The organism is Prevotella illustrans, from assembly GCF_017426725.1.
Lineage (GTDB): Bacteria > Bacteroidota > Bacteroidia > Bacteroidales > Bacteroidaceae > Prevotella > Prevotella illustrans.
In genome coordinates this window covers 1-19,467 of the sequence record NZ_JAERMS010000037.1, presented here as the reverse complement: position 1 = coordinate 19,467, position 19,467 = coordinate 1, and the positions used below count along the sequence as shown (strand labels likewise).

Annotated in this window: 15 protein-coding genes; 10 read left to right on the top strand and 5 right to left on the bottom strand. The window is 47.2% G+C overall.

The genetic code is table 11. From position 1 onward, the window contains the following. The first annotated feature begins 1 nt into the window (after position 1). Both JHU38_RS10030 and JHU38_RS10025 read left to right on the top strand, forming a co-directional pair. The gene (locus JHU38_RS10030; protein ID WP_004292742.1) at positions 2-1,117 is read left to right on the top strand and encodes a DUF6371 domain-containing protein; all 1,116 of its coding nucleotides are present in this window, start codon (positions 2-4) and stop codon (positions 1,115-1,117) included. A gap of 282 nt (positions 1,118-1,399) precedes the next feature. Further along, positions 1,400-2,803, top strand: a complete 1,404-nt coding sequence (locus JHU38_RS10025; protein WP_004292734.1) for a hypothetical protein — start codon at positions 1,400-1,402, stop codon at positions 2,801-2,803. 92 nt (positions 2,804-2,895) lie between these two features. Here the strand turns inward: JHU38_RS10025 and JHU38_RS10020 are convergent, their stop codons facing one another. Beyond that, a complete protein-coding gene (locus JHU38_RS10020) occupies positions 2,896-3,861 on the bottom strand; it encodes a CfxA family broad-spectrum class A beta-lactamase (RefSeq protein ID WP_004339683.1) in 966 nt (321 codons plus the stop codon). A 945-nt stretch (positions 3,862-4,806) separates the two neighbouring features. Between JHU38_RS10020 and JHU38_RS10015 the strand changes: the two genes are divergently transcribed. The 5 genes from JHU38_RS10015 to JHU38_RS09995 all read left to right on the top strand — a co-directional run bounded on the left by JHU38_RS10015 (position 4,807) and on the right by JHU38_RS09995 (position 11,003). Beyond that, positions 4,807-6,102 carry a hypothetical protein gene (locus JHU38_RS10015; RefSeq protein ID WP_207859364.1) on the top strand — a complete coding sequence of 432 codons (1,296 nt, stop codon included), beginning with the start codon at positions 4,807-4,809 and terminating at the stop codon, positions 6,100-6,102. A gap of 14 nt (positions 6,103-6,116) precedes the next feature. Continuing rightward, on the top strand, positions 6,117-6,320 hold the full coding sequence (locus JHU38_RS10010) for a hypothetical protein (protein WP_107582083.1): 204 nt from the start codon (positions 6,117-6,119) through the stop codon (positions 6,318-6,320). 708 nt (positions 6,321-7,028) lie between these two features. After that, the gene (locus tag JHU38_RS10005; protein WP_107582084.1) at positions 7,029-8,399 is read left to right on the top strand and encodes a lipoprotein 17-related variable surface protein; all 1,371 of its coding nucleotides are present in this window, start codon (positions 7,029-7,031) and stop codon (positions 8,397-8,399) included. Between the two features lie 553 nt (positions 8,400-8,952). Further along, complete coding sequence (locus JHU38_RS10000) at positions 8,953-10,227, top strand: glycosyltransferase family 4 protein (protein ID WP_107582085.1); 1,275 nt, start codon at positions 8,953-8,955, stop codon at positions 10,225-10,227. Next, positions 10,224-11,003 carry a glycosyltransferase family 2 protein gene (locus tag JHU38_RS09995; RefSeq protein ID WP_107582086.1) on the top strand — a complete coding sequence of 260 codons (780 nt, stop codon included), beginning with the start codon at positions 10,224-10,226 and terminating at the stop codon, positions 11,001-11,003. The genes JHU38_RS10000 and JHU38_RS09995 overlap by 4 nt, the downstream gene beginning before the upstream one ends. A gap of 115 nt (positions 11,004-11,118) precedes the next feature. On the opposite strand, the gene JHU38_RS09990 is transcribed toward JHU38_RS09995, so the two are convergent. The 4 genes from JHU38_RS09990 to JHU38_RS09975 all read right to left on the bottom strand — a co-directional run bounded on the left by JHU38_RS09990 (position 11,119) and on the right by JHU38_RS09975 (position 15,699). Next, on the bottom strand, positions 11,119-12,060 hold the full coding sequence (locus JHU38_RS09990) for a peptidoglycan DD-metalloendopeptidase family protein (protein WP_107582087.1): 942 nt from the start codon (positions 12,058-12,060) through the stop codon (positions 11,119-11,121). 241 nt (positions 12,061-12,301) lie between these two features. After that, positions 12,302-14,404 (bottom strand): ATP-dependent DNA helicase RecG, encoded by a 2,103-nt coding sequence (gene recG / locus JHU38_RS09985; RefSeq protein ID WP_107582088.1) that lies wholly within the window; start codon positions 14,402-14,404, stop codon positions 12,302-12,304. 40 nt (positions 14,405-14,444) lie between these two features. Then, positions 14,445-15,122 carry a 2-C-methyl-D-erythritol 4-phosphate cytidylyltransferase gene (locus JHU38_RS09980; protein WP_107582089.1) on the bottom strand — a complete coding sequence of 226 codons (678 nt, stop codon included), beginning with the start codon at positions 15,120-15,122 and terminating at the stop codon, positions 14,445-14,447. 4 nt (positions 15,123-15,126) lie between these two features. Continuing rightward, positions 15,127-15,699, bottom strand: coding sequence for a DJ-1 family glyoxalase III (locus JHU38_RS09975; protein ID WP_107582090.1), 573 nt, complete (start codon positions 15,697-15,699; stop codon positions 15,127-15,129). Positions 15,700-15,820: 121 nt separating this feature from the next. On the opposite strand from JHU38_RS09975, the gene JHU38_RS09970 reads away from it, so the two are divergent. Genes JHU38_RS09970 through JHU38_RS09960 form a run of 3 tightly spaced genes read left to right on the top strand, consistent with a single transcriptional unit; the run spans position 15,821 to position 19,343 of the window. Continuing rightward, a complete protein-coding gene (locus tag JHU38_RS09970) occupies positions 15,821-16,648 on the top strand; it encodes an NAD kinase (RefSeq protein WP_107582091.1) in 828 nt (275 codons plus the stop codon). Positions 16,649-16,699: 51 nt separating this feature from the next. After that, a complete protein-coding gene (locus tag JHU38_RS09965; RefSeq protein ID WP_107582092.1) occupies positions 16,700-18,403 on the top strand; it encodes an ABC transporter ATP-binding protein in 1,704 nt (567 codons plus the stop codon). A gap of 16 nt (positions 18,404-18,419) precedes the next feature. Continuing rightward, complete coding sequence (locus tag JHU38_RS09960) at positions 18,420-19,343, top strand: redoxin domain-containing protein (protein ID WP_107582093.1); 924 nt, start codon at positions 18,420-18,422, stop codon at positions 19,341-19,343. Positions 19,344-19,467 lie beyond the last annotated feature (124 nt).

The window sequence follows — 19,467 nt, the reverse complement described above, 5'->3', positions numbered from 1 at the left end:
TATGGGCAATTATTCATTACAGAAGTATAAAGGAACGGCAACACGGCATACCTGCCCCAAATGCGGAGACAGGCATTCTTTCGTCTATTACGTGGACGAAAATAATGTGCCGTTGCATCCATCGGTCGGCAGATGTAACCACGAAAGCGGTTGTGGGTATCACTACACTCCGAAAGAGTATTTTCAAGAGCATCCTGAACACAGAACTACCAATGATTTCTCTTTTGACAGGCAAAGAGCAGAGCAGAAGAAAGTGAAGCAGCAAAGTAAGCCGACAGCCATCGGCTATATTCCCCCTCACTATGTGGAGAAGTCGCAAAGCGAGCGTAGCAATTTCTTCCGTTTCCTCTTCACACTCCTTACTTCCTACTATGGCGACAAGGCGAAAGAGGTGTTGAAGCGGTTGTTGGAGGAATACCGTTTGGGGGCTACCCGTGACGGCTCTGTTATCTTTTGGCAGATAGACAGGACGGGCAAGGTACGCACGGGAAAGGTGATGCAGTACAATCCCGAAGACGGACACCGTATCAAGGGAGGACAGACATCGGCAGTGAACTGGATACACAGCATATTGAAAAAGCAGCGTGTGTTGGCAGAGGATTGGCAACTATCCCAATGCCTTTTCGGGGAACACTTGTTGAAAACGCATCCCGACAAGGTGGTGGTCTTGGTGGAATCCGAGAAGAGTGCCGTTATCGGTTCTGCTATCTTCCCCGATTATGTATGGCTGGCTACGGGTGGTAAGAGTCAGATGAGAGAAGAGAAACTCCGTGTACTGTCAGGGCGAACCGTGCTTCTCTTTCCCGATGCCGATGCTTATGCCGAGTGGAAACAGCGAGCCGAGAGCATGTACTTTTGTAAGGTGGTGGTTTCGGACATCATCGAAAGGAATGCCACCCCGAAACAAAAAGAAGCCCATATCGACATAGCCGATTGGATTATCTTTCAGATACGGGAGGGCAAGGTGATGAGTACAGCCAACCACTTGGTCGAGGCTGAGAGAATCCTCCAGCGGATGATAGAGAAGAATCCCGTCCTGCAAAAACTGATAGACGATTTAGACCTTGTGCTGGTCGGTGCATCTCCAATCGGCAACGATGATGAAAAACCTCCCTGACGGAGGAGAGCGGAAGCCGTAGGCTGGAGTTTGCAGACAATGGCTTGCCATTGATATAGCCCACTATAACTACACGCTCCGCTTACGTAGTTGTGGGCTCTCCCGAGGGGATTAGGGTTTTACCCTAATGACCCACTCAGGGCGTTTCTCCCCTGAGAACCCAGAGCAAAGAGTGACCCTCTCTTTGCAATCTCCGCTTATGGGTTGCACCCCTAAGAACCCCATGCGTTTACGGACAGCGGAAAAGCAAACAATAAAGTACAAACCAAAAAACAAGTATCTATGGCAACAAAATCAAGCATACATATCAAGCCCTGCAACATCGCATCGAGCGAGGCTCACAACAGGAGGACTGCCGAATACATGCGCCACATCGGAGAGTCCAGAATCTATGTCGTTCCTGAACTATCCACCGATAACGAACAGTGGATAAATCCCGACTTCGGCAGTCCGGATTTGCGGATGCATTATGACAATATCAGACAGATGGTAAAGGAAAAGACCGGACGTGCCATGCAGGAAAAGGAGCGTGAACGCAAAGGCAAGAACGGTAAAATAGTCAAGATTGCGGGATGCTCCCCCATACGTGAAGGAGTGCTGCTTGTCAGGTCGGACACCACACTGGCAGACGTGCGTAAATTCGGTGAGGAGTGTCAAAGACGCTGGGGAATCACACCGCTGCAAATCTTCCTGCACAAGGATGAAGGGCATTGGCTGAACGGTCAGCCGGAAGCGGAAGACAGGGAAAGCTTCAAAGTCGGGGACAGATGGTTCAAGCCGAACTATCATGCCCATATCGTTTTCGACTGGATGAACCACGAAACAGGAAAGAGCCGAAAGCTCAATGACGATGACATGATGCAGATGCAGACCCTTGCATCCGACATCCTGCTGATGGAACGCGGGCAGTCAAAGGCTGTCACTGGTAAGGAGCATCTGGAACGGAACGACTTTATCATTGAGAAGCAGAAAGCTGAACTGCAACGCATGGATGCAGCCAAACGGCACAAAGAAGAACAGATAAATCTTGCCGAGCAGGAACTGAAACAGGTGAAATCAGAAATACGCACTGACAAGTTAAAGAAGACAGCCACCACGGCAGCGACAGCCATAACTAGTGGAGTTGCTTCTCTTTTCGGGAGTGGAAAACTGAAAGAACTGGAACGTGCCAACGAAAAACTGCAAGACGAGGTTTCAAAACGGAACACCAATATTGAAAAATTGCAGAGCCAAGTACAGCAGATGCAGAAACAGCATGATACGCAAATCCACAATCTCAGAGAAATGCACAGGCAGGAACTTGACATGAAAGAAAAAGAACTGTCACGGCTCGCCAGAATCATAGACAAGGCTTTCAGGTGGTTTCCGATGTTCAGGGAAATGCTGCGCATGGAAAAGTTTTGTGCCATGCTGGGATTCTCTAAAGAAATGACTGAAAGTCTTATAGTCAAAAAAGAAGCCCTGAAATGTAGCGGTAAAATCTATTCCGAGCAACACAGGCGGAACTTTGATATAAAGGATGATATTTTAAGGGTGGAAAATGACCCTGACGATGAAAGCAGGCTGAACCTGACAATAAACAGGAAGCCGATTGCCGACTGGTTCAGGGAGCAATGGCACAGGCTTAGATATGGAGCAAGAGTGCCGCAACAGGAAGAAAGAAAAAGTAGAGGATTCAAATTATAATAGAAGCAATTTGATTAGTAATCTAAAAGCACTCCGATAACGATTAGAGTGCTTTTAGATTGTTTATCATTAATTATCAAAGCAAGTGCAGTTTAAGATTTTACTGAAGTTTGCATTAATAAAGAATATACTACAGCTGATATATGCGCAACATATTGTGACGCTTGTGATTCATTTCCCTTGAAATCCTTAACAAATACCGCTAAGGTATAACTGATATTATTAGGCAGACATATATAGGCAACATCATTGTGAGCTGCAAGAACACCATTTTCATTAACATAACCTGAACCTGTCTTATGCGCTATAACAACCCCTTCTTTATCAAGAAGTGGAGCTGCTATCCTATCTACACCTGTTTTGCATTCTTTTAACGTATTCTTAATGAAACTTTGTTTCTCATCATCGATAAGACCTTCAGTAAACAAACGATTCATCAACATTGCAGCACCAAGAGGAGATGTATAGTTAGAGTAAGCCTTGTTATGGTCAGCCGACATTTCCTCTTCCGTATAAGCTATCTGAAAACTTGAACGAGGAATGAGTGTGGCTATAAAACTATCTGTTTGAGCGACATTAACCATATCCTTAAACATAAGGTTGCTTGCATTGTTGTCACTCTGAGTAAGAGTATAACGCAGCAAATCTCTCACTGTCAATGATATGACTGGCCCTGAATAATCTTTCAGCATAGGACTCCAAGTCTTTGGGTCAAGTTTATCCCTATTTATATTTACTAAGGTATCAAGTGAAATTCCTTTATTGTCAAAGTCATTACAAAGAGCTAATGCCTGATGAACCTTAAACACACTCATCATAGGATAAACACTCTTATTATTGACCTTAACCGTATCTCTGTTATTAACAATAACCGCCACACCAATTTCGCCAGGACAAGCTGAGACAATTTGAGAAATGCTATCAGTCAAAACATTTGTTAAAGGAGGATTTGCGCTATCTTTTGTCGCTGATTTATGGAACAATGAAAATACCAAGATGAAAATGCAAACTAAAGCTATACTCAAAACTACGATTTGTTTTTTTCTGTTTTTTTCCATGTTTATATTATTTATATTTGTTTGACGAGAATATCTTTATTTGCCGACAAAGGTACATAACTTTACGGAAAAATATGTTTCTAAAATATATAAATAGACAGCTGTGGGGAAAATGTGGGGAAAAATTAGATAATTAAAAAGGCTAAATGACTGGAAATAATCACTTAGCCTTTTAATCCGTACCCAGACCCGTACTTCGTAATTGCTGCGCCCATCATTCAAGACTGTCAAATCGGGTCTTTCCTGTCAAGCCAATGATGCCTATGCGTATGCCAAACACATGGATTACGGATTTCTCGTTCCGTGAACAAACACTTTATCCGCAACTCTGCTATGTGGTGTATTGGCTTAACTCCATTTCTATGGGCAACACTTTTGTTGCAGATTTCAAGCAGCTTTTATCGAAATACCCATCAGTAAGAACTCGTTTATTAGGCTTTCCTCATAATTGGGAACAAGAGCCTTTGTGGAGATAAAATAATTGCCCTGTTTCTTAAAAAGCACTGGGGCAAACCAGCTCCGTCTTTAATTGTTTCCAATAAATGGATTGTTTCAAGCCCCTATAGAAAGAGAACAAAAATTCCTGTGTGAAAATTAATCTACGACAAGGAGCAAGCAAGGAGCAATATCAAACAAAAATCAATACCTTTGCAGTACATATGAGATAGACCAAAACAAAAGTGGAATATCGGAAACGAATAGCAAGGAAAAGAGAAGAAACGACCCAAGTTGATGTCCTTTTTGAGTTAATAATCAATAAAAGCGTTAAATCTTCACCTTTTAGAATGTGCAATTAAAAATAACAACCATATTTCTGACTTATTATCTATAAAATATTGAGTAATAATCGGTTGTAAATACTAAGTTTGCAATAACCTGAACACGATTACGTTCCTCTGCGATAAGATGATTGACCCGAGCAACATTAATCAGAACACAAATGAAATGTCGTTCGATGATGGTCATCAGACTAATGGTAAAAATATGTTTGATAACATCAGCGTCCACGTTCGTAAGGAGTATTATGATCAGTATAATGCCCAAGATTTCTATAAAAAGTTCAAAGGAGGAATCGTTCAAAAATCGTTCCTCGAAGGCACCGAGGAATATATTCCCGTGTCTGAAATCGCGGTGGATTTGCTAAAGACGACTACCACAGACCATACGTTTGTGCTGCCTACGAGTATCACTCATGGCGGTAAGACCTACAGCGTGAATTTGATTGGTGACTACGCGTTCCAGAATGTTACCGATGCCGTGAAGGAAGTGGTGGTAAAAAAAGATATTGAATACATTGGTGCCAAGGCATTCAAGACCAATATTACGGCTAACACCTCTACGATTCAGAATGTGTTTATCCTTGACGCTAACCCCACCAAGGAGATGTTGAGTACCACTCGCTTTGACTTGGATGATACCGGTGAGAACTATAATGAGTTTGCGACGACCACTAAGATCTATGTAAAGAAGTCGGCTCTCAACGCCTATCAGGACAAATGGAACAAACAAGTGTATAATGCTGCTACCCGTACTTACGGGCTAAGCCAGTTTAACTTCACCAATCAGCTCGAATATAAGATTCCCGGTGTAACGATCAATACGAAGTATGGCACATTTGCCCGCGAGTTCGATACAGACCTCGGCGTTTACAAAGCTGAAAAGGGTAATACCGATGTTGCCGCTTTCGTTGGTAAAACAAGCGCCGTGACACCCGGCGTTGGCGACTACGGTACCTCCGCTTACCACGTAAGAATGACGAGTGTAGATGAAAACGGTGGCTACAATAGCAGCTATAGCTATGTACCGGCCAATACGGGCGTATTATTAAAGGTTCTTGACAAAGACGCCACACCGGCTGACTTCTACTATGCCATCGGTGAGCACGATGCCACCACCTACACCGTTGCCAATAACATCATGCACGGCATTGTCGTCAATCCGGCCAATGTACCGGCATCAGTCGCTGATCCTGTCTATGTGATGCAGAACGGTATCTTCAAAAAAGCTACGACTTCCATCAACCCCTTCTCCATCCATAAGGCTTATGCCAAGATCGACGGTGTTCCGTCGGGTGCCAAGTTGATGTTCGTCTTCTCGGACGACAACATCTCAACCGGCATAACGGCGATTGACACGAAGAAGGCCGATGACAATGTTTATTACAATCTCAACGGTCAGCGTGTGACCAATCCGCAGCATGGTGTCTTTATCCATGGCGGACGTAAAGTAATTATTAAATAAAAACATAGGAATTTATGGAAAGGAAAAAATATATAGTGCCGGCTGTGGAGGTGATCCGTATGGCCAGTGAAAGCATCATGATCGAGGCCAGTCCCGGTGTGGGAGGTGACTATGATCCCAGCCTGCCGATAGGTGCTAAGAGAAACGGCGTGTTTCTGGAAGATGAAGAGGAAGACATCGCGTACCAATGGCCGAACTATCGCCTCTGGGATGAATAGTTCTTAGCTATATATATATTATTATGTATATTATTTTGTAACTCTTTTTTATACATTGCGCGGAACGGATAGGTGATCTATACGTTCCGCGTTCTTTTTTAGGCATACTTTAAAGTAAGCCCCCCTCATTTTTATCAAATAACGAAAGTTCTGGGGGCATTAAAAAGGGCTGATCCTTGAATGACGGCGTAAAATGTAAACGCCGGAACTCAACACGAGCTCCGGCGCTTAGCCTATGTTTAACTAAAAATCCTTTTTCGTAAACGAATGATAACCTCACGGTCCTCATTGTCTCCTGTTAAACAATCTATCAAATTACCTTAAAACCTAATAACTAAAAACCTAAATCTATTAAATCTATTACTACTAACCTAAACAATCTATTAACCTTTTGGTGATGCAAAGGTACTATAACTTGATTGTGTGCGCAAACAATTATAGCATTTATCTTCAAAAAATGGCTCATTCTTGACTTAGGTCAACTATTTGTGTGCGCACACAACCGTTTTCTCATTGCTTGTAAGCAAAATTCGGTAGCAGTAAAGAAGTGAGCTATATTATATTAAAATGTGCGGTAAATGGATTTTTTTTCTTATTTTTGCATGCGACAAATTGAGAGTGCGTAAAAATCAGGATAACGATTATTGTCTGTCGGAGAGGCGAAAAGCACTCCGTTTTTTATATTAATGAAATAAAATATATCAAGAAATGAAAAAAGTATTGTTAATCGTTGCTTTGTGTGCCATGATGTCGGCATGCGGCAAGGACGAGTCAGGAGATAACGAGAAGAAACCACCCACCCCGCCGCAAACGGAGATAAGGGAAGTAAAAGATGAAAAATTAGTCGAATATTTTGGTTTGAGTAAAAGCTTGACCGTTTACCAGGCTTTGGAAAAAATAAAGGCAGCAAGTGGTGTGAAGACCATTGGCGGCCGGGAGATCAGTGTCAACAGCGTCACCGAGGTGAGCCGCGACGAACAAGAAGGCTCGTTTGCCGTAAAGGTTGCGGGTAGCGTGGCCGGCAAGCTGTTCGAGAAAACCGCCACGTTCACCGGTTTCGCACGGAAGCCTGCCGACGAGTTGATGGCCAAACGGGTAGTGGCGACATGGAAGAGTGGCGTGGACTACCAGAAGGATTTCGATTTTGACGCGCTCTACCGACTTAAAGACGCGTCCAAATTCACGACTAACTATTGGGCGCAGTTCATCGACCTCACGTCTTCCACGCCCGACGGTACGGTTCATTACACGTTTACACCGGAAGACCTGGCCAAGACCACGATAACCAATGTCAAATATACATCGGCGAACAGCCAGGGAGGAACCATTTCGTTTACCGTCACTTACAATGGCATTAAGGGGAATACGGGAAGTGGCGTTCATGGCGCGCCGTCGCTATTGTTCGATAAAACCCTGTATTATCAGAATCAGGTGCCCGTCAATACCGAAGCGGCGAAGACGCTCTATATGCACGGCGTATATGAAAATCTCGCCGTATTCTATACCGAGTTGTTGCAATACGATAAGGACAAGTTCGTGCCGCAGATTGCCCATAAAGTGAAAGATGACAGCAACAATACCATTTCCGTCACCCTGAAGCTGCTGGCCAATGATGGAAAAGAGACGGAACTGGCGCAGTTCGACCGAACGCTTGGAGGATTCAAGCCCCTTACCGATCTGAAGAGCGACTTGTTGTTGGCCAACAGCGTAGAACTGGGTCAATACTTCGGCAAGAAGTTCAGAAGCTCGGCTGATGGCGACAAGCTGTCGCAAATGGAGCAATATCCCGTGAAAGCCTGGATAGGAATGGCTCAGAAAAGCATACGCCGTGGTGGGAACAGCATTGAACTGACGGCTGAACAGGTGAAGGGTAGCAACGGAAGTTCCCTTGTCACCGTTTGGAAACCTATGTCAGGGCAAGGGAGCAATCTCGACATTTATCTCTCAAATCCCATTTTTGAAGTGACGGAAGCCCGTAAGGAAGGTAACTTTCTGTATTTGAAGCTGAAGTTGAGAGCCGTGAACGAAACATCCTTGGACGATGTGACGCCGGCTTTGACGGTTCACCTGTTGCAATGACAGCTCGTCTTTTTTCGAGACCATGCGCTTCTTTTGGTTTGGTGTTTTCCACGCGCCGGGAAAGGTCGTCGGCATTTGCCGTGACGTTTGCAGAGGTTCTGCAAGGCTGCCGTCATTTGCCGTGGTGTTTGCAGAGGTTCTGCATTTAACACCCATTATACCCTGGCGTTTGCAGTGGTTCTGCATTTGACATCTGTTATACCTTGACGTTTGCAGAGATTCTGCATTTAACATCTGTTTTGTCTTGATGTCTTCCGAGAGCCCGGAAAGTCTGCCGTCATTTGCCGGGACGGCGAAAAGGCATGATTTATCGCTATAATTTGTTTATCGGACAGCAATAATTCTGTTTTACCAAGGCGGGGCATAGGCGGTCGGGGTATTTATTTTATATGGTTTGACGGGTAGATTCCCGAAATTTAGTTATATTTGCAAAGATTAATTCCTTTTCGGGCAACAGAATTTCGTCTGCGTGGTGCGGCTTTTTAGCTAAAAGCCGTTTGAGGGATTCTGAATCCATAGACCTTTTATCAATGAAATAAGTTTGATTGATACGATGAGAGTTCTGATAGTAAACACAAGTGAGAAAACCGGTGGGGCTGCCGTTGCGGCCAACCGCCTGAAAGACGCGCTCAACAACAATGGCGTGAAGGCGAAAATGTTGGTGCGGGATAAAGAAACCGATGATATCACGGTGGTAGGGCTGCCCAATTCGCTTCGTCCGCGTTTCAATTTCTTATGGGAACGCTTTTGTATCTATCTCAACCTGCGTTTTTCAAAGACGCGTCTCTTTGAAATTGATATCGCCAATGCCGGTACCGATATTACGGAACTGCCCGAATTCAAGGAGGCCGACGTGATACACCTTTCCTGGATCAACCAGGGCATGCTCTCACTGCGGGGAATCCGGAAGATATTGGCCGGTGGCAAGCCGGTGGTATGGACGATGCACGATATCTGGCCGGCTACGGCCATCTGCCATTATTCCCATCAATGTAATTATTTCAAGTCGGCGTGCAAACATTGTTATCTGCTTCCCGGTGGGGGCGGTGACAATGATTTGGCGGCAAGCGTTTGGCGAAAGAAGCAGAATATGCTCAAGGGCGCTAACATTTTCTTTGTGTCGTGCAGTCGTTGGCTCGAAGCGCAGGCCAAGCAAAGCGCGCTGTTGATGGGGCAACATGTCACTTCTATTCCCAATCCGATTGATACACGTGTCTTTGTCCGCCGCGATAAGGCCGAAGCCCGCCATTGGGTGGGACTTCCATTGGATAAGAAGATCATTCTCTTCGTGTCGCAGCGTGTGACGGATAAGCGTAAGGGAATGAATTATTTCATTGACGCCGTGAAACTGTGGGTGGACCGACAGCCCGAACGGAAGGATGATACGGTCATTGCCATCTTGGGCGGACACTCCGAGGAAGTGGCCCAACAGTTAGCTCTACCGACCTATCCACTGGGTTATGTAAGCGATGAAAAGACGATCGTCAGCGTCTATAATGCCGTGGATACATTTGTTTTGCCGTCGTTGTCGGACAATCTCCCCAACACGATTATGGAGGCCATGGCCTGCGGTGTGCCGTGTGTGGGCTTCAAGGTAGGGGGCATTCCTGAGGAAATCGATCATTTGAAGAATGGCTATGTGGCCCAGTTTCGTGACGTGGATGATCTGGCAAATGGTATAAATTGGGTACTGTTTGAAGCGGATTACGAAGAAATCAGTCAGCAGGCGTTGGCCAAGGTGGCCCGTAATTACTCGCAACAGAGTGTGGCTATGCGCTACATAGAGGTTTATAATCAGGCGATGGCCTTTAAGCATTTCCGATTATGATAACGTTTTCAATCATAACTTGCACCTATCAGGCGGCAAGTCTGCTTCAGCGAACCCTCGACAGCGTGCGACAACAGGCTTGGGGCGATGTAGAACATATCCTGCTTGACGGTGCTTCGACCGATGGAACCGTGGATATGATCCGGATTTATCAGCGAGAAAATGAAGCGGCAGCCGATAGTTCACATCGTATCGTGTTCAAATCTGAACCCGATCACGGCCTCTACGACGCGATGAACAAAGGTATTCGGGAGGCAACAGGTGACTACCTTGTGTTCTTGAATGCCGGCGACGCGTTGCCTTCGCCCGATACGTTGGAAATAATAGCCAACAGTGTGGGCGAAGGCGAAGCGTTGCCCGGTGTGCTTTATGGTGATACAAACATTGTAGACGTGCAGGGGCGGTTCTTGCGTCATCGGCGACTGGCACCTCCCAAACGGCTGACATGGCGTTCTTTTTTGCAGGGAATGGTGGTCTGCCATCAGGCTTTCTACGCACGTGTCGATCTGGCCAAGCGCAATCCGTACGATTTGCGGTATAAATTGTCGGCCGACGTAGACTGGTGTATTCGGATTATGAAAGACGCGGCATACCATCAGCTGCCCCTTCGCGACGTGAACGCTGTCGTTGTCAACTATTTAGCCGGCGGTATGAGCGTCAAGAATCACCGTGCGTCGCTGATTGAACGTTTCCAAGTGATGCGCCGCCATTATGGTTTACTGCCGACGGTTGCTGTCCATTTATGGTTTGTAGTACGCGGAATATTTAAGAAATAATTGTTTCTGCTCTATTGAAAAAGCCATATCTTTTTCCGCAAATGCGGAGACAGATATGGCTTTTGCATATATCAAAAGACGAAGTCTTGAAAAGACGTTGGCGTGTTCTATGCTTTTATGAGCAACGGAGAATCTGTCCAGGACGGATTCGGGTTGATTTCGTGATGTGATTCAGTTCACACAGGCGGTCGATGGATATGCCGCGTTTCCGTGCAATGGTAGCGAGTGATTCGCCGGACTTGACCTTGTAGAAAGCGATTTCTTCATTGATATTGTCCTTTTCACGGCTACTGCCCTCGTTGCGACCAAGGTCTTTCGAGTAACTGCCGTTACCAATCTTGCCGCGAAGACGTGAGGCAAGTTCGGATTCTTCGTCATACGTGCGTGAATTATAGACATAGTGGTCGCCCGTTACATCCTGATTACGGAAGTCGAACATCAGCGCCGGGTTGAGTGCCATGCCGCAAAGGCGAGTCTCGAAATGGAGATGTGAACCTGTACTTCTCCCCGTATTGCCACCCAAACCAATGGGGTCGCCGGCACGTACTACCTGATTTTCTTCTACAAGCTGTGCCGAGAGGTGTCCATAGATTGTTTCCAGACCATTGGGGTGGCGAATCACGACGTATTTTCCGTAGCCCGCGGCCTCGTATTTCACGATTCTTACCTTGCCGCTGAACGCGGAACGGATGGTGTCGCCTATGTAGACCTTGATATCGAGGCCTTTATGCTGGCGTCCCCAGCGTGCGCCGAAGTTGCTGGTGACCACACGGCTGGTGGTTGGCATGCAGAAATGGCGTAGGCTTATCTTGAAAGAATCGGGAACATTGGCTATGCGATGCGCGTATTGATTGTTGAAGTCTTCGTAGAGTTGTGCGGCCGGTGATTCTATATCCTCACGTGTCGTGACTGATTTGAATATCAGTGTGTCAACAGCTTTCATCTTTCTGTCAACCGGAGCTTGCCGGGCCAACAAGTCTTGCGCGGCCATGGGAAGTGTTGTAAATACAAATAAGGTCGCTATAGATATTCTTCGAATATGCTTCTTTAGATCCATACTTTGTTATTTAGGTTCAAATTGTCACGTAGAAATAGGTAAAAAATCCACGAGAATAAAGAAGATGGAGCACAAATGAAATGGTAATTACCATTTGAAAAATCCATCATTTTTATTTAATGACGTCACAAAGATAAGAAAAAAGAAGTAAAATGGTTATTGCATTAACAGTTTTTATTGGCTTTTTAACAAACAACTGATTGTGTATAAGAGCATTATAACACCTATAAACAGGCGCGTCCTATGAAATGGCCGCCCAATTTATATTAGTCTTTCTTAACTCTTTGAGCCTGTTCGATAGTATGGCGTTCCGCTGTTTCTCACAGGTGGGATCGTCATCGATGATTTTCCGGGCCTCGTCGCGGGCCATCTGTACTAATTGTCCGTCGCGGGCGATATCGGCAATCTTCAGATCGAAGGCTATGCCACTTTGTTGTGTGCCTTCCAAATCGCCGGGACCGCGCAGCTTGAGATCGGCTTCGGCAATTCGGAAGCCATCGTTTGTATCACACATGATGTCGATACGTTTACGCGTTTCTTCAGTCAGTTTATGGCTTGTAACCAAGATGCAATAAGACTGTTTGGCACCTCGGCCCACGCGGCCACGCAGCTGATGGAGCTGAGAAAGGCCAAAACGCTGGGCGTCGAGAATCACCATGACGGAGGCATTGGGTACATTTACGCCCACCTCGATGACCGTTGTGGACACGAGAATCTGGGTGGTGCCGTTGACAAACTGCTGCATCTCGGTTTCTTTTTCCGTACTTTTCATCTTGCCATGTACCTTGCTGATCTTGAATTCCGGGAATACTTGAAGCAGCGTTTCGTAGCCTTCTTCCAGATTTTTCAGATCGCTCTTCTCGCTTTCTTGTATCAATGGAAAGACGATATAGACCTGCCGTCCTTGTTGAATCTGCTGTCGGATTCCTTGGTAGAGGCTCGTCATCCGGTTATCGAACTTATGAATAGTCTGAATGGGCTTGCGGCCCGGTGGTAATTCATCAATGACACTTACGTCGAGATCACCATAAATCGTCATGGCTAATGTACGGGGAATCGGCGTAGCCGTCATGACCAAGATGTGCGGAGGATTCTGACTCTTCGCCCAAAGGCGTGCACGCTGGGCCACGCCAAAACGGTGTTGCTCGTCAACAACAGCCAGTCCCAAGCGCGCGAACTGTACGGTGTCTTCGATGACGGCATGTGTTCCCACGAGAATCTGTATGTCGCCGTTGGCCAGTCCCTCCAAGACAGCCTTGCGTTGCTTACCTTTCACAATGCCCGTCAGCAGTTCCACGCGTATGGGGAGGCCTTTCAGAAACTCTTTGACGGTAGTGAGATGCTGTTCGGCCAGGATTTCCGTCGGTGCCATTATACAGGCTTGAAAGCCATTGTCAATCGCGATGAGCATGCTCATGAGGGCCACCAGCGTCTTGCCCGAGCCCACGTCGCCCTGTAACAGGCGGTTCATCTGCCGCCCGCTATTCATGTCCGATCTGATTTCACGCATTACCCGCTTCTGGGCTTCGGTCAGTTCGAAGGGCAGATTCTGCGTGTAGAAGTCGTGAAAAGCCTTGCCCACGTGGGTAAAGCAATAGCCTCTGTACTTGCGACGGTGGTCACTCGCGTACCTTAATATATTGAGTTGAACGTAGAATAGTTCCTCAAATTTAAGGCGCACCTGTGCCCGTTGCAGGTCGTCGAGACTCTTGGGATAGTGAATCTGTCGTAAGGCTTGTTCCTTGGAGATAAGATGCAGCGGCGTGGTGATGAATGGTGGCAGTGTTTCGGCAATGGAGTTCTCCGGCAGTTTGCCCACGAGTGTCTTCGTCAGCTTTTCGATGGCACGGCTGGTCATACCGTGGTTCTTCATCTTTTCGGTCGTATTGTAATATGGTTGCATACCCATCTCGTTGAGTTGCAGGTCTTCTACCTTCTCTATCTCGGGATGCGCGAACTGATAACGGGCGCCGTAGACGGTCGGTTTGCCGAAAATAACGTATTCCACGCCCACCTGATAGCTCTTATAAACATATTGTACGCCACGAAACCACACCAAATCGACCACGCCATGTCCGTCGGAGAAGTGGGCCACCACCCGCTTCTTGCGTGGCGAAGTGGTAAATTCCTCGAAACTGAGAATCTTTCCTTTGATCTGGACAAAAGGCATTTGACCGTTCAGCTCATCAATATGGTAGATTTTGCTGCGGTCTACGTATTTATAAGGATAGGTTTCCAGCAGGTCGCGCCATGAGTTCACGCCCAGTTCATTGACCAGAATGGTTTTCTTCTTCGGACCGACGCCCGGAAGATACATGATGTCTTGGTCGAGAATGGAAGTCATGGAGATGTGGGTATTGGGAGATAGGTGATGGAGGAAGGTATTAATGGTGGGGGTTGAGCAGCGTTTCGGCGATGATGAGGTCGAAAGGCGTTGTTACCTTGATATTCTCTCGGTTTCCTTCGGTCATGGTCACTTGGCAACCCAAGGCTTCTACGACCGAAGCGTCGTCGGTAAACGACTCCTGATAGGGTTGGTTGAAAGCCTGGCGAGCCAAAGCGATGTCGAAAACCTGCGGTGTCTGCACGATGCGATAGTCGCTACGCAATACGTTTTTGCCCCCCCCCGTCTTGTCGACATAGCGTAGCGTGTCGGTCACGGGTAATACAGGAATGGCCGCATAGGTCTCTTCGGCAGTGTCGAAGCATCGTTTTATCGTATCAGTTGATACGAAAGGGCGCACGCCATCGTGGATTCCCACCAGCCCTTCGGCGTCTTCCGGTATCGCGTTTAAGCCATTACGAGACGACTCGAAGCGGGTGGCGCCGCCGTTGACCACTGTGTGGGCGATGTTGAAATGATAGTCATGGCACAACTGCCGCCAGTAAGCCTGTTGGTTTTCGGGTAGCGCCAGGATGACGTTTATCATCGTGTCGTAGGCATAGAAGCGCTCAATGGTGTGCATCAATATCGGTTTGCCACCCACAGAGAGAAACTGCTTGGGAATGTCGGTCCCCATGCGCAGCCCCTTGCCACCCGCTACAATAATAATATAGTTCATCCGCTTATTCCGCTTCGTTCATCAGATGGGCGAACTGCATATTCTTTTCTAAAACTTTCACACGCTCTTCGCCGATGAAATAGCTCAGAATCCGATAGGCGTAAGGCAAGGTTGCGGCCGGTCCTTCACCTGTGATGATATGCCCGTCTTCCTGAAAGAGTTCGCCCGTATAAGTAGTAGAAGCGTTGAAATACTTCTCGAAGCCCGGGCTGCAGGTCGCTTTTCGGCCGTCGAGAATGCCACAGCCGGCCAATACCATGGGCGCGGCACAGATCGCTCCGATACGTTTGCCCGTCGCGTTCTGCTTCTTCAAAGCCTCCCGCACGCCCTCGTGTTCGTTCAGGTTGGTGCTTCCTGGCAGTCCGCCGGGCAACAGCAACATGTCGGCATCGCTCAAGTCGGCGTCTTCAAACTTCATGTCGGCCTTGATGGTCACGCCATGCGACGTTTCCACAAACTCGCTTCCTGTCACGCTGACGGTCTTGATATCGATGCCACCGCGGCGCAGAATGTCTACCGGAGCCAAGCCTTCTATTTCTTCAAAGCCGTTGGCTACAAATTCATACACTTTTGCCATAATTTTATAGTTTATTGATTGATTTATCGTTAAAAAGCAGTATTTTTGCTTATGCAAATATACAAAATGTTTGCAATATTGCTATCAAGTGGTAATATAAAGAATTATAAACTTGCATTTTATGTCAACACGAAGATTGAATTTTGCGATTATCGGCAATGAATGTAAGCGACAGGAGTCTCAGCAATATATCGAGCGAATCGTTAAGCTCTTGGAAGAGCATGGCGCGACAGCCTTGCTTGAGCCCGATGAGCTGTCCGAGACGGATTACGTGATATCCATGGGCGGTGACGGCACGTTCCTCAAAGCCGCCGGAAGGGTAGGCAATCTGGAAATACCGATTATCGGAATCAACATGGGACGTCTGGGATTCTTGGCTGATGTGTTGCCAAGCGAGATTGAATATACGCTTACGAAAGTATTAAGCCATGATTATGAAATAGAAAATCATACCGTTATCCAACTTCTGGCAGATGGTTTTCCGACGCAATCCAATCCTTATGCCCTCAACGACATAGCCGTCTTGAAGCGCGATTCCGCTTCGATGATTTCCATTCGCACCTATATCAATGGCGATTTCTTGGTGAATTATCAGGCCGATGGATTGATCATCTCCACTCCCACGGGCTCTACGGCCTACAATCTGAGCAACGGAGGCCCCATCATTGTACCTCAGAGCGGCAGCCTCTGCATTACGCCCGTGGCTCCCCATAGTTTGAATATTCGTCCCATTGTCATCAACGATACGAGTGACATCGTGCTTGACGTGGAGTCGCGCAGCCATAATTACCTCGTGGCTATCGACGGCCGAAGCGAGAAAATGGCTGAAGGCACTCGCCTGACCATCCGTAAGGCCCCTTATGTGGTAAAAATCGTGAAGCAGAAAAACCTGCGTTATTTTTCCACTCTGCACGAAAAGCTGATGTGGGGCGCTGATACCCGACAATAGCCTGCGCCTCTCTGTCGCTTTAATATGACTTGTTGAGCAAGTGTTTTTCCTATGAATATTTCACAATACCTTTCTGTTCCCCAATCGAAATACGGTTCCAAGATCATCCTGAGATGGCTTTGGCAAATCATGCGTGGCCATCGACTGCAGGTTTTCCTCAACGCGCTCATCGGATTGCTGATGGTTGGCACCAGTCTGGCACAGGTATGGGCCGTGAAGCACGCCATCGATGTGGCTTCGCATGTAGTGACAGGCAATATCTATAAAGCTGTGGCACTGATGGGGGGCTTGGTTTTGGGCGATTTCTTGCTCAATATCACCTCGGTTTGGGTGAAAAACTTATTGGGAATCAAGGCCCAAAACCAAATGCAACAGAAAGTGCTCGACCGCATTCTGCGCAGTGAGTGGCGGGGCAAAGAGGCTCTCCATTCAGCCGACGTGCTCAATAGACTTGAGCTCGACGTGAGTACCGTTATCACCTTTCTCACCGAAACGTTGCCCAACACCTTGTCTACGCTGACCCTCTTCATCGGTGCCTTTGCCTATTTGTTTATGATGGATAAGCTGTTGGCACTGCTTATCGTCGTGATGATTCCTATTTTTATGGTTGTCAGCAAGCTGTATATTGGCCAGATGCGTCGCCTCACCCGTTTGGTGCGCGATAGCGACAGCAAGGTTCAGACTGTTTTGCAGGAGACCATTCAAAACAAAATGCTCATCAAGACCATGGAGAGCGACGCCACGATGGTAGATCGGCTGGAGAACACGCAGAGCGAATTGCGTCGTCGGGTCGTGAAGCGTACGATGTTCAGTGTCTTCAGCAACTTGATTCTTAATTTCGGCTTTGCGGCAGGTTATCTGATCGCGTTCCTTTGGGCTGCCATCCGCATGTCGAATCATTCGTTAAGTTTCGGTGGTATGACGGCTTTTCTGCAGTTGGTGAGTCGTATTCAGGCTCCGGCTCGCAGTCTGACGAAGCTGGTGCCGGCCATCGTGGCCGTGTTTACGGCAGCCGAGCGGCTGATGGAACTCGAGGAAGACCCGCTTGAAGAGCAGGGAACACCTATCCAAATGCCATCATCCTGTGGCGTGCGCTTCACCAATGTGTCTTATGCTTATACGGAAGGCGAGGGTGACGTGCTTCATGGACTTTCATTTGATTTCAAACCAGGGTCGTGCACGGCCGTATTGGGCGAGACAGGCAGTGGGAAGACTACGCTTATCAGGCTCATTTTGGCCCTCCTGGCTCCACAGGAAGGTTCTATCGAAATCTATAGTCATCGTAAATCTACTCATCATCACCCCATATTTTCCGCCCAACACCTCACTCCTCGCCATCGTTGCAACCTGGTTTATGTGCCACAAGGCAACACGTTGCTGAGTGGAACGATCCGCGACAATTTACGTTTAGGCAAGCTCAACGCGACCGAGGACGAGATGTATGAGGCTCTTCACCGTAGCTGTGCCGACTTTGTGCACGAGCTGCCCGACGGACTTGATACGAAATGTGCCGAGAAGGGCGGAGGGCTCAGTGAGGGACAGGCCCAACGTATAGCCATTGCCCGTGCGTTGTTGCGCGACCGTTCGATCATGCTCTTTGATGAAGCAACGAGCGCTCTCGACCCGGCAACCGAACGGCAGTTGCTGCAGAATATTCTGGCGTCGCACGACAAGACGATCATTTTTATCACCCATCGTTCCGCCGTGATGCAATATTGTGATCAAACATTGAAGATAGAAAAAATAATACAATAGTTTTGTTTAAATAACGATGAAAACAACATTATTCACGATCGCATTAATGGCTTTATCGCTGACTGTTTACGCACAGGAAACCACCGAAGACCTTGACGCCAAGTATGGCACCGAACTGCTTAAATCGGGCACGCCGGCTCCTGATTTTACGCTTCTGCATGGTTTGGGCAACATAACGAAGTTCAATTTCAAGCAGGATGGTATGGGTGGTTATGTCGTTTTGGACTTCTGGGCCTCGTGGTGTTCCGATTGCCGTCGTGAAATGCCTACCGTCAGAGCTATGTCTGAAAAGTATTTTGACAAGGGAGTGTCTTTCATTGGTATATCCTACGATACTGATTCCGTTCAATGGAAGAAATGCGCTACGGAGCAATACAAACTGGTGGGCGTTCAGTTGTCGGAACTGAAGAAGTGGAAAGAGACACAGACATCCAAGGATTATCACATCAAATGGCTGCCCACGATGTATCTTATCAATCCCGACGGCACCGTAAATCTGGCCACCGTCGACAGTCGAAAGATGGAACGTCGCCTTGCGGAGCTTGACAGCATGGGTGAATTGGAGAAGTATAAGCTCTCGTTACCGCAGTTTCCGGGCGGAGTCGGCAGTCTGGTGCAGTTCCTGCGGTCAAATGTGAAATACCCTAAGGCCTGTCAGAAAGTGGGCATTGAGGCGCGGGTGCTGGTTGGTTTCATTGTAGCCGAGAATGGTGAGTTGCAGAATATCAGAGTTGAGGAATATAAGCAGTTGGGCAAGTTCACCGCCGGCAAGATAACGTCGTTGGCGCTCTTGAAGCAAAAAGAACAGGAGTGTCGCAGACTTTTTGAGCAGGAAGCCCTGCGTGTAACCGGCAAAATGGCTCATTGGCAGCCTGCCCGCCGTAACGGAAAGAATGTTAGGGTGTACTTTACCGTACCCTTTGTTTTCCGTTTGAGGTGACACCGGGTCAGTAGAAAATTAGTAGGGACAGGTTTACAAGTGACGAAGCAGATCAATCGATATTTGTCGGCCCTGAATTATCTTTACATATACCATCAAAAAAGTGGCATTATTTTGAAAAAGA

Excerpts from the sequence above, each read along its gene's own strand:
- JHU38_RS10030 (WP_004292742.1), top strand. The coding sequence starts at position 2 with ATGGGCAATTATTCATTACAGAAGTATAAAGGAACGGCAACACGGCAT.
- JHU38_RS10025 (WP_004292734.1), top strand. The coding sequence starts at position 1,400 with ATGGCAACAAAATCAAGCATACATATCAAGCCCTGCAACATCGCATCG.
- JHU38_RS10020 (WP_004339683.1), bottom strand. The coding sequence starts at position 3,861 with ATGGAAAAAAACAGAAAAAAACAAATCGTAGTTTTGAGTATAGCTTTA.
- JHU38_RS10015 (WP_207859364.1), top strand. The coding sequence starts at position 4,807 with ATGTCGTTCGATGATGGTCATCAGACTAATGGTAAAAATATGTTTGAT.
- JHU38_RS10010 (WP_107582083.1), top strand. The coding sequence starts at position 6,117 with ATGGAAAGGAAAAAATATATAGTGCCGGCTGTGGAGGTGATCCGTATG.
- JHU38_RS10005 (WP_107582084.1), top strand. The coding sequence starts at position 7,029 with ATGAAAAAAGTATTGTTAATCGTTGCTTTGTGTGCCATGATGTCGGCA.
- JHU38_RS10000 (WP_107582085.1), top strand. The coding sequence starts at position 8,953 with ATGAGAGTTCTGATAGTAAACACAAGTGAGAAAACCGGTGGGGCTGCC.
- JHU38_RS09995 (WP_107582086.1), top strand. The coding sequence starts at position 10,224 with ATGATAACGTTTTCAATCATAACTTGCACCTATCAGGCGGCAAGTCTG.
- JHU38_RS09990 (WP_107582087.1), bottom strand. The coding sequence starts at position 12,060 with ATGGATCTAAAGAAGCATATTCGAAGAATATCTATAGCGACCTTATTT.
- recG (WP_107582088.1), bottom strand. The coding sequence starts at position 14,404 with ATGACTTCCATTCTCGACCAAGACATCATGTATCTTCCGGGCGTCGGT.
- JHU38_RS09980 (WP_107582089.1), bottom strand. The coding sequence starts at position 15,122 with ATGAACTATATTATTATTGTAGCGGGTGGCAAGGGGCTGCGCATGGGG.
- JHU38_RS09975 (WP_107582090.1), bottom strand. The coding sequence starts at position 15,699 with ATGGCAAAAGTGTATGAATTTGTAGCCAACGGCTTTGAAGAAATAGAA.
- JHU38_RS09970 (WP_107582091.1), top strand. The coding sequence starts at position 15,821 with ATGTCAACACGAAGATTGAATTTTGCGATTATCGGCAATGAATGTAAG.
- JHU38_RS09965 (WP_107582092.1), top strand. The coding sequence starts at position 16,700 with ATGAATATTTCACAATACCTTTCTGTTCCCCAATCGAAATACGGTTCC.
- JHU38_RS09960 (WP_107582093.1), top strand. The coding sequence starts at position 18,420 with ATGAAAACAACATTATTCACGATCGCATTAATGGCTTTATCGCTGACT.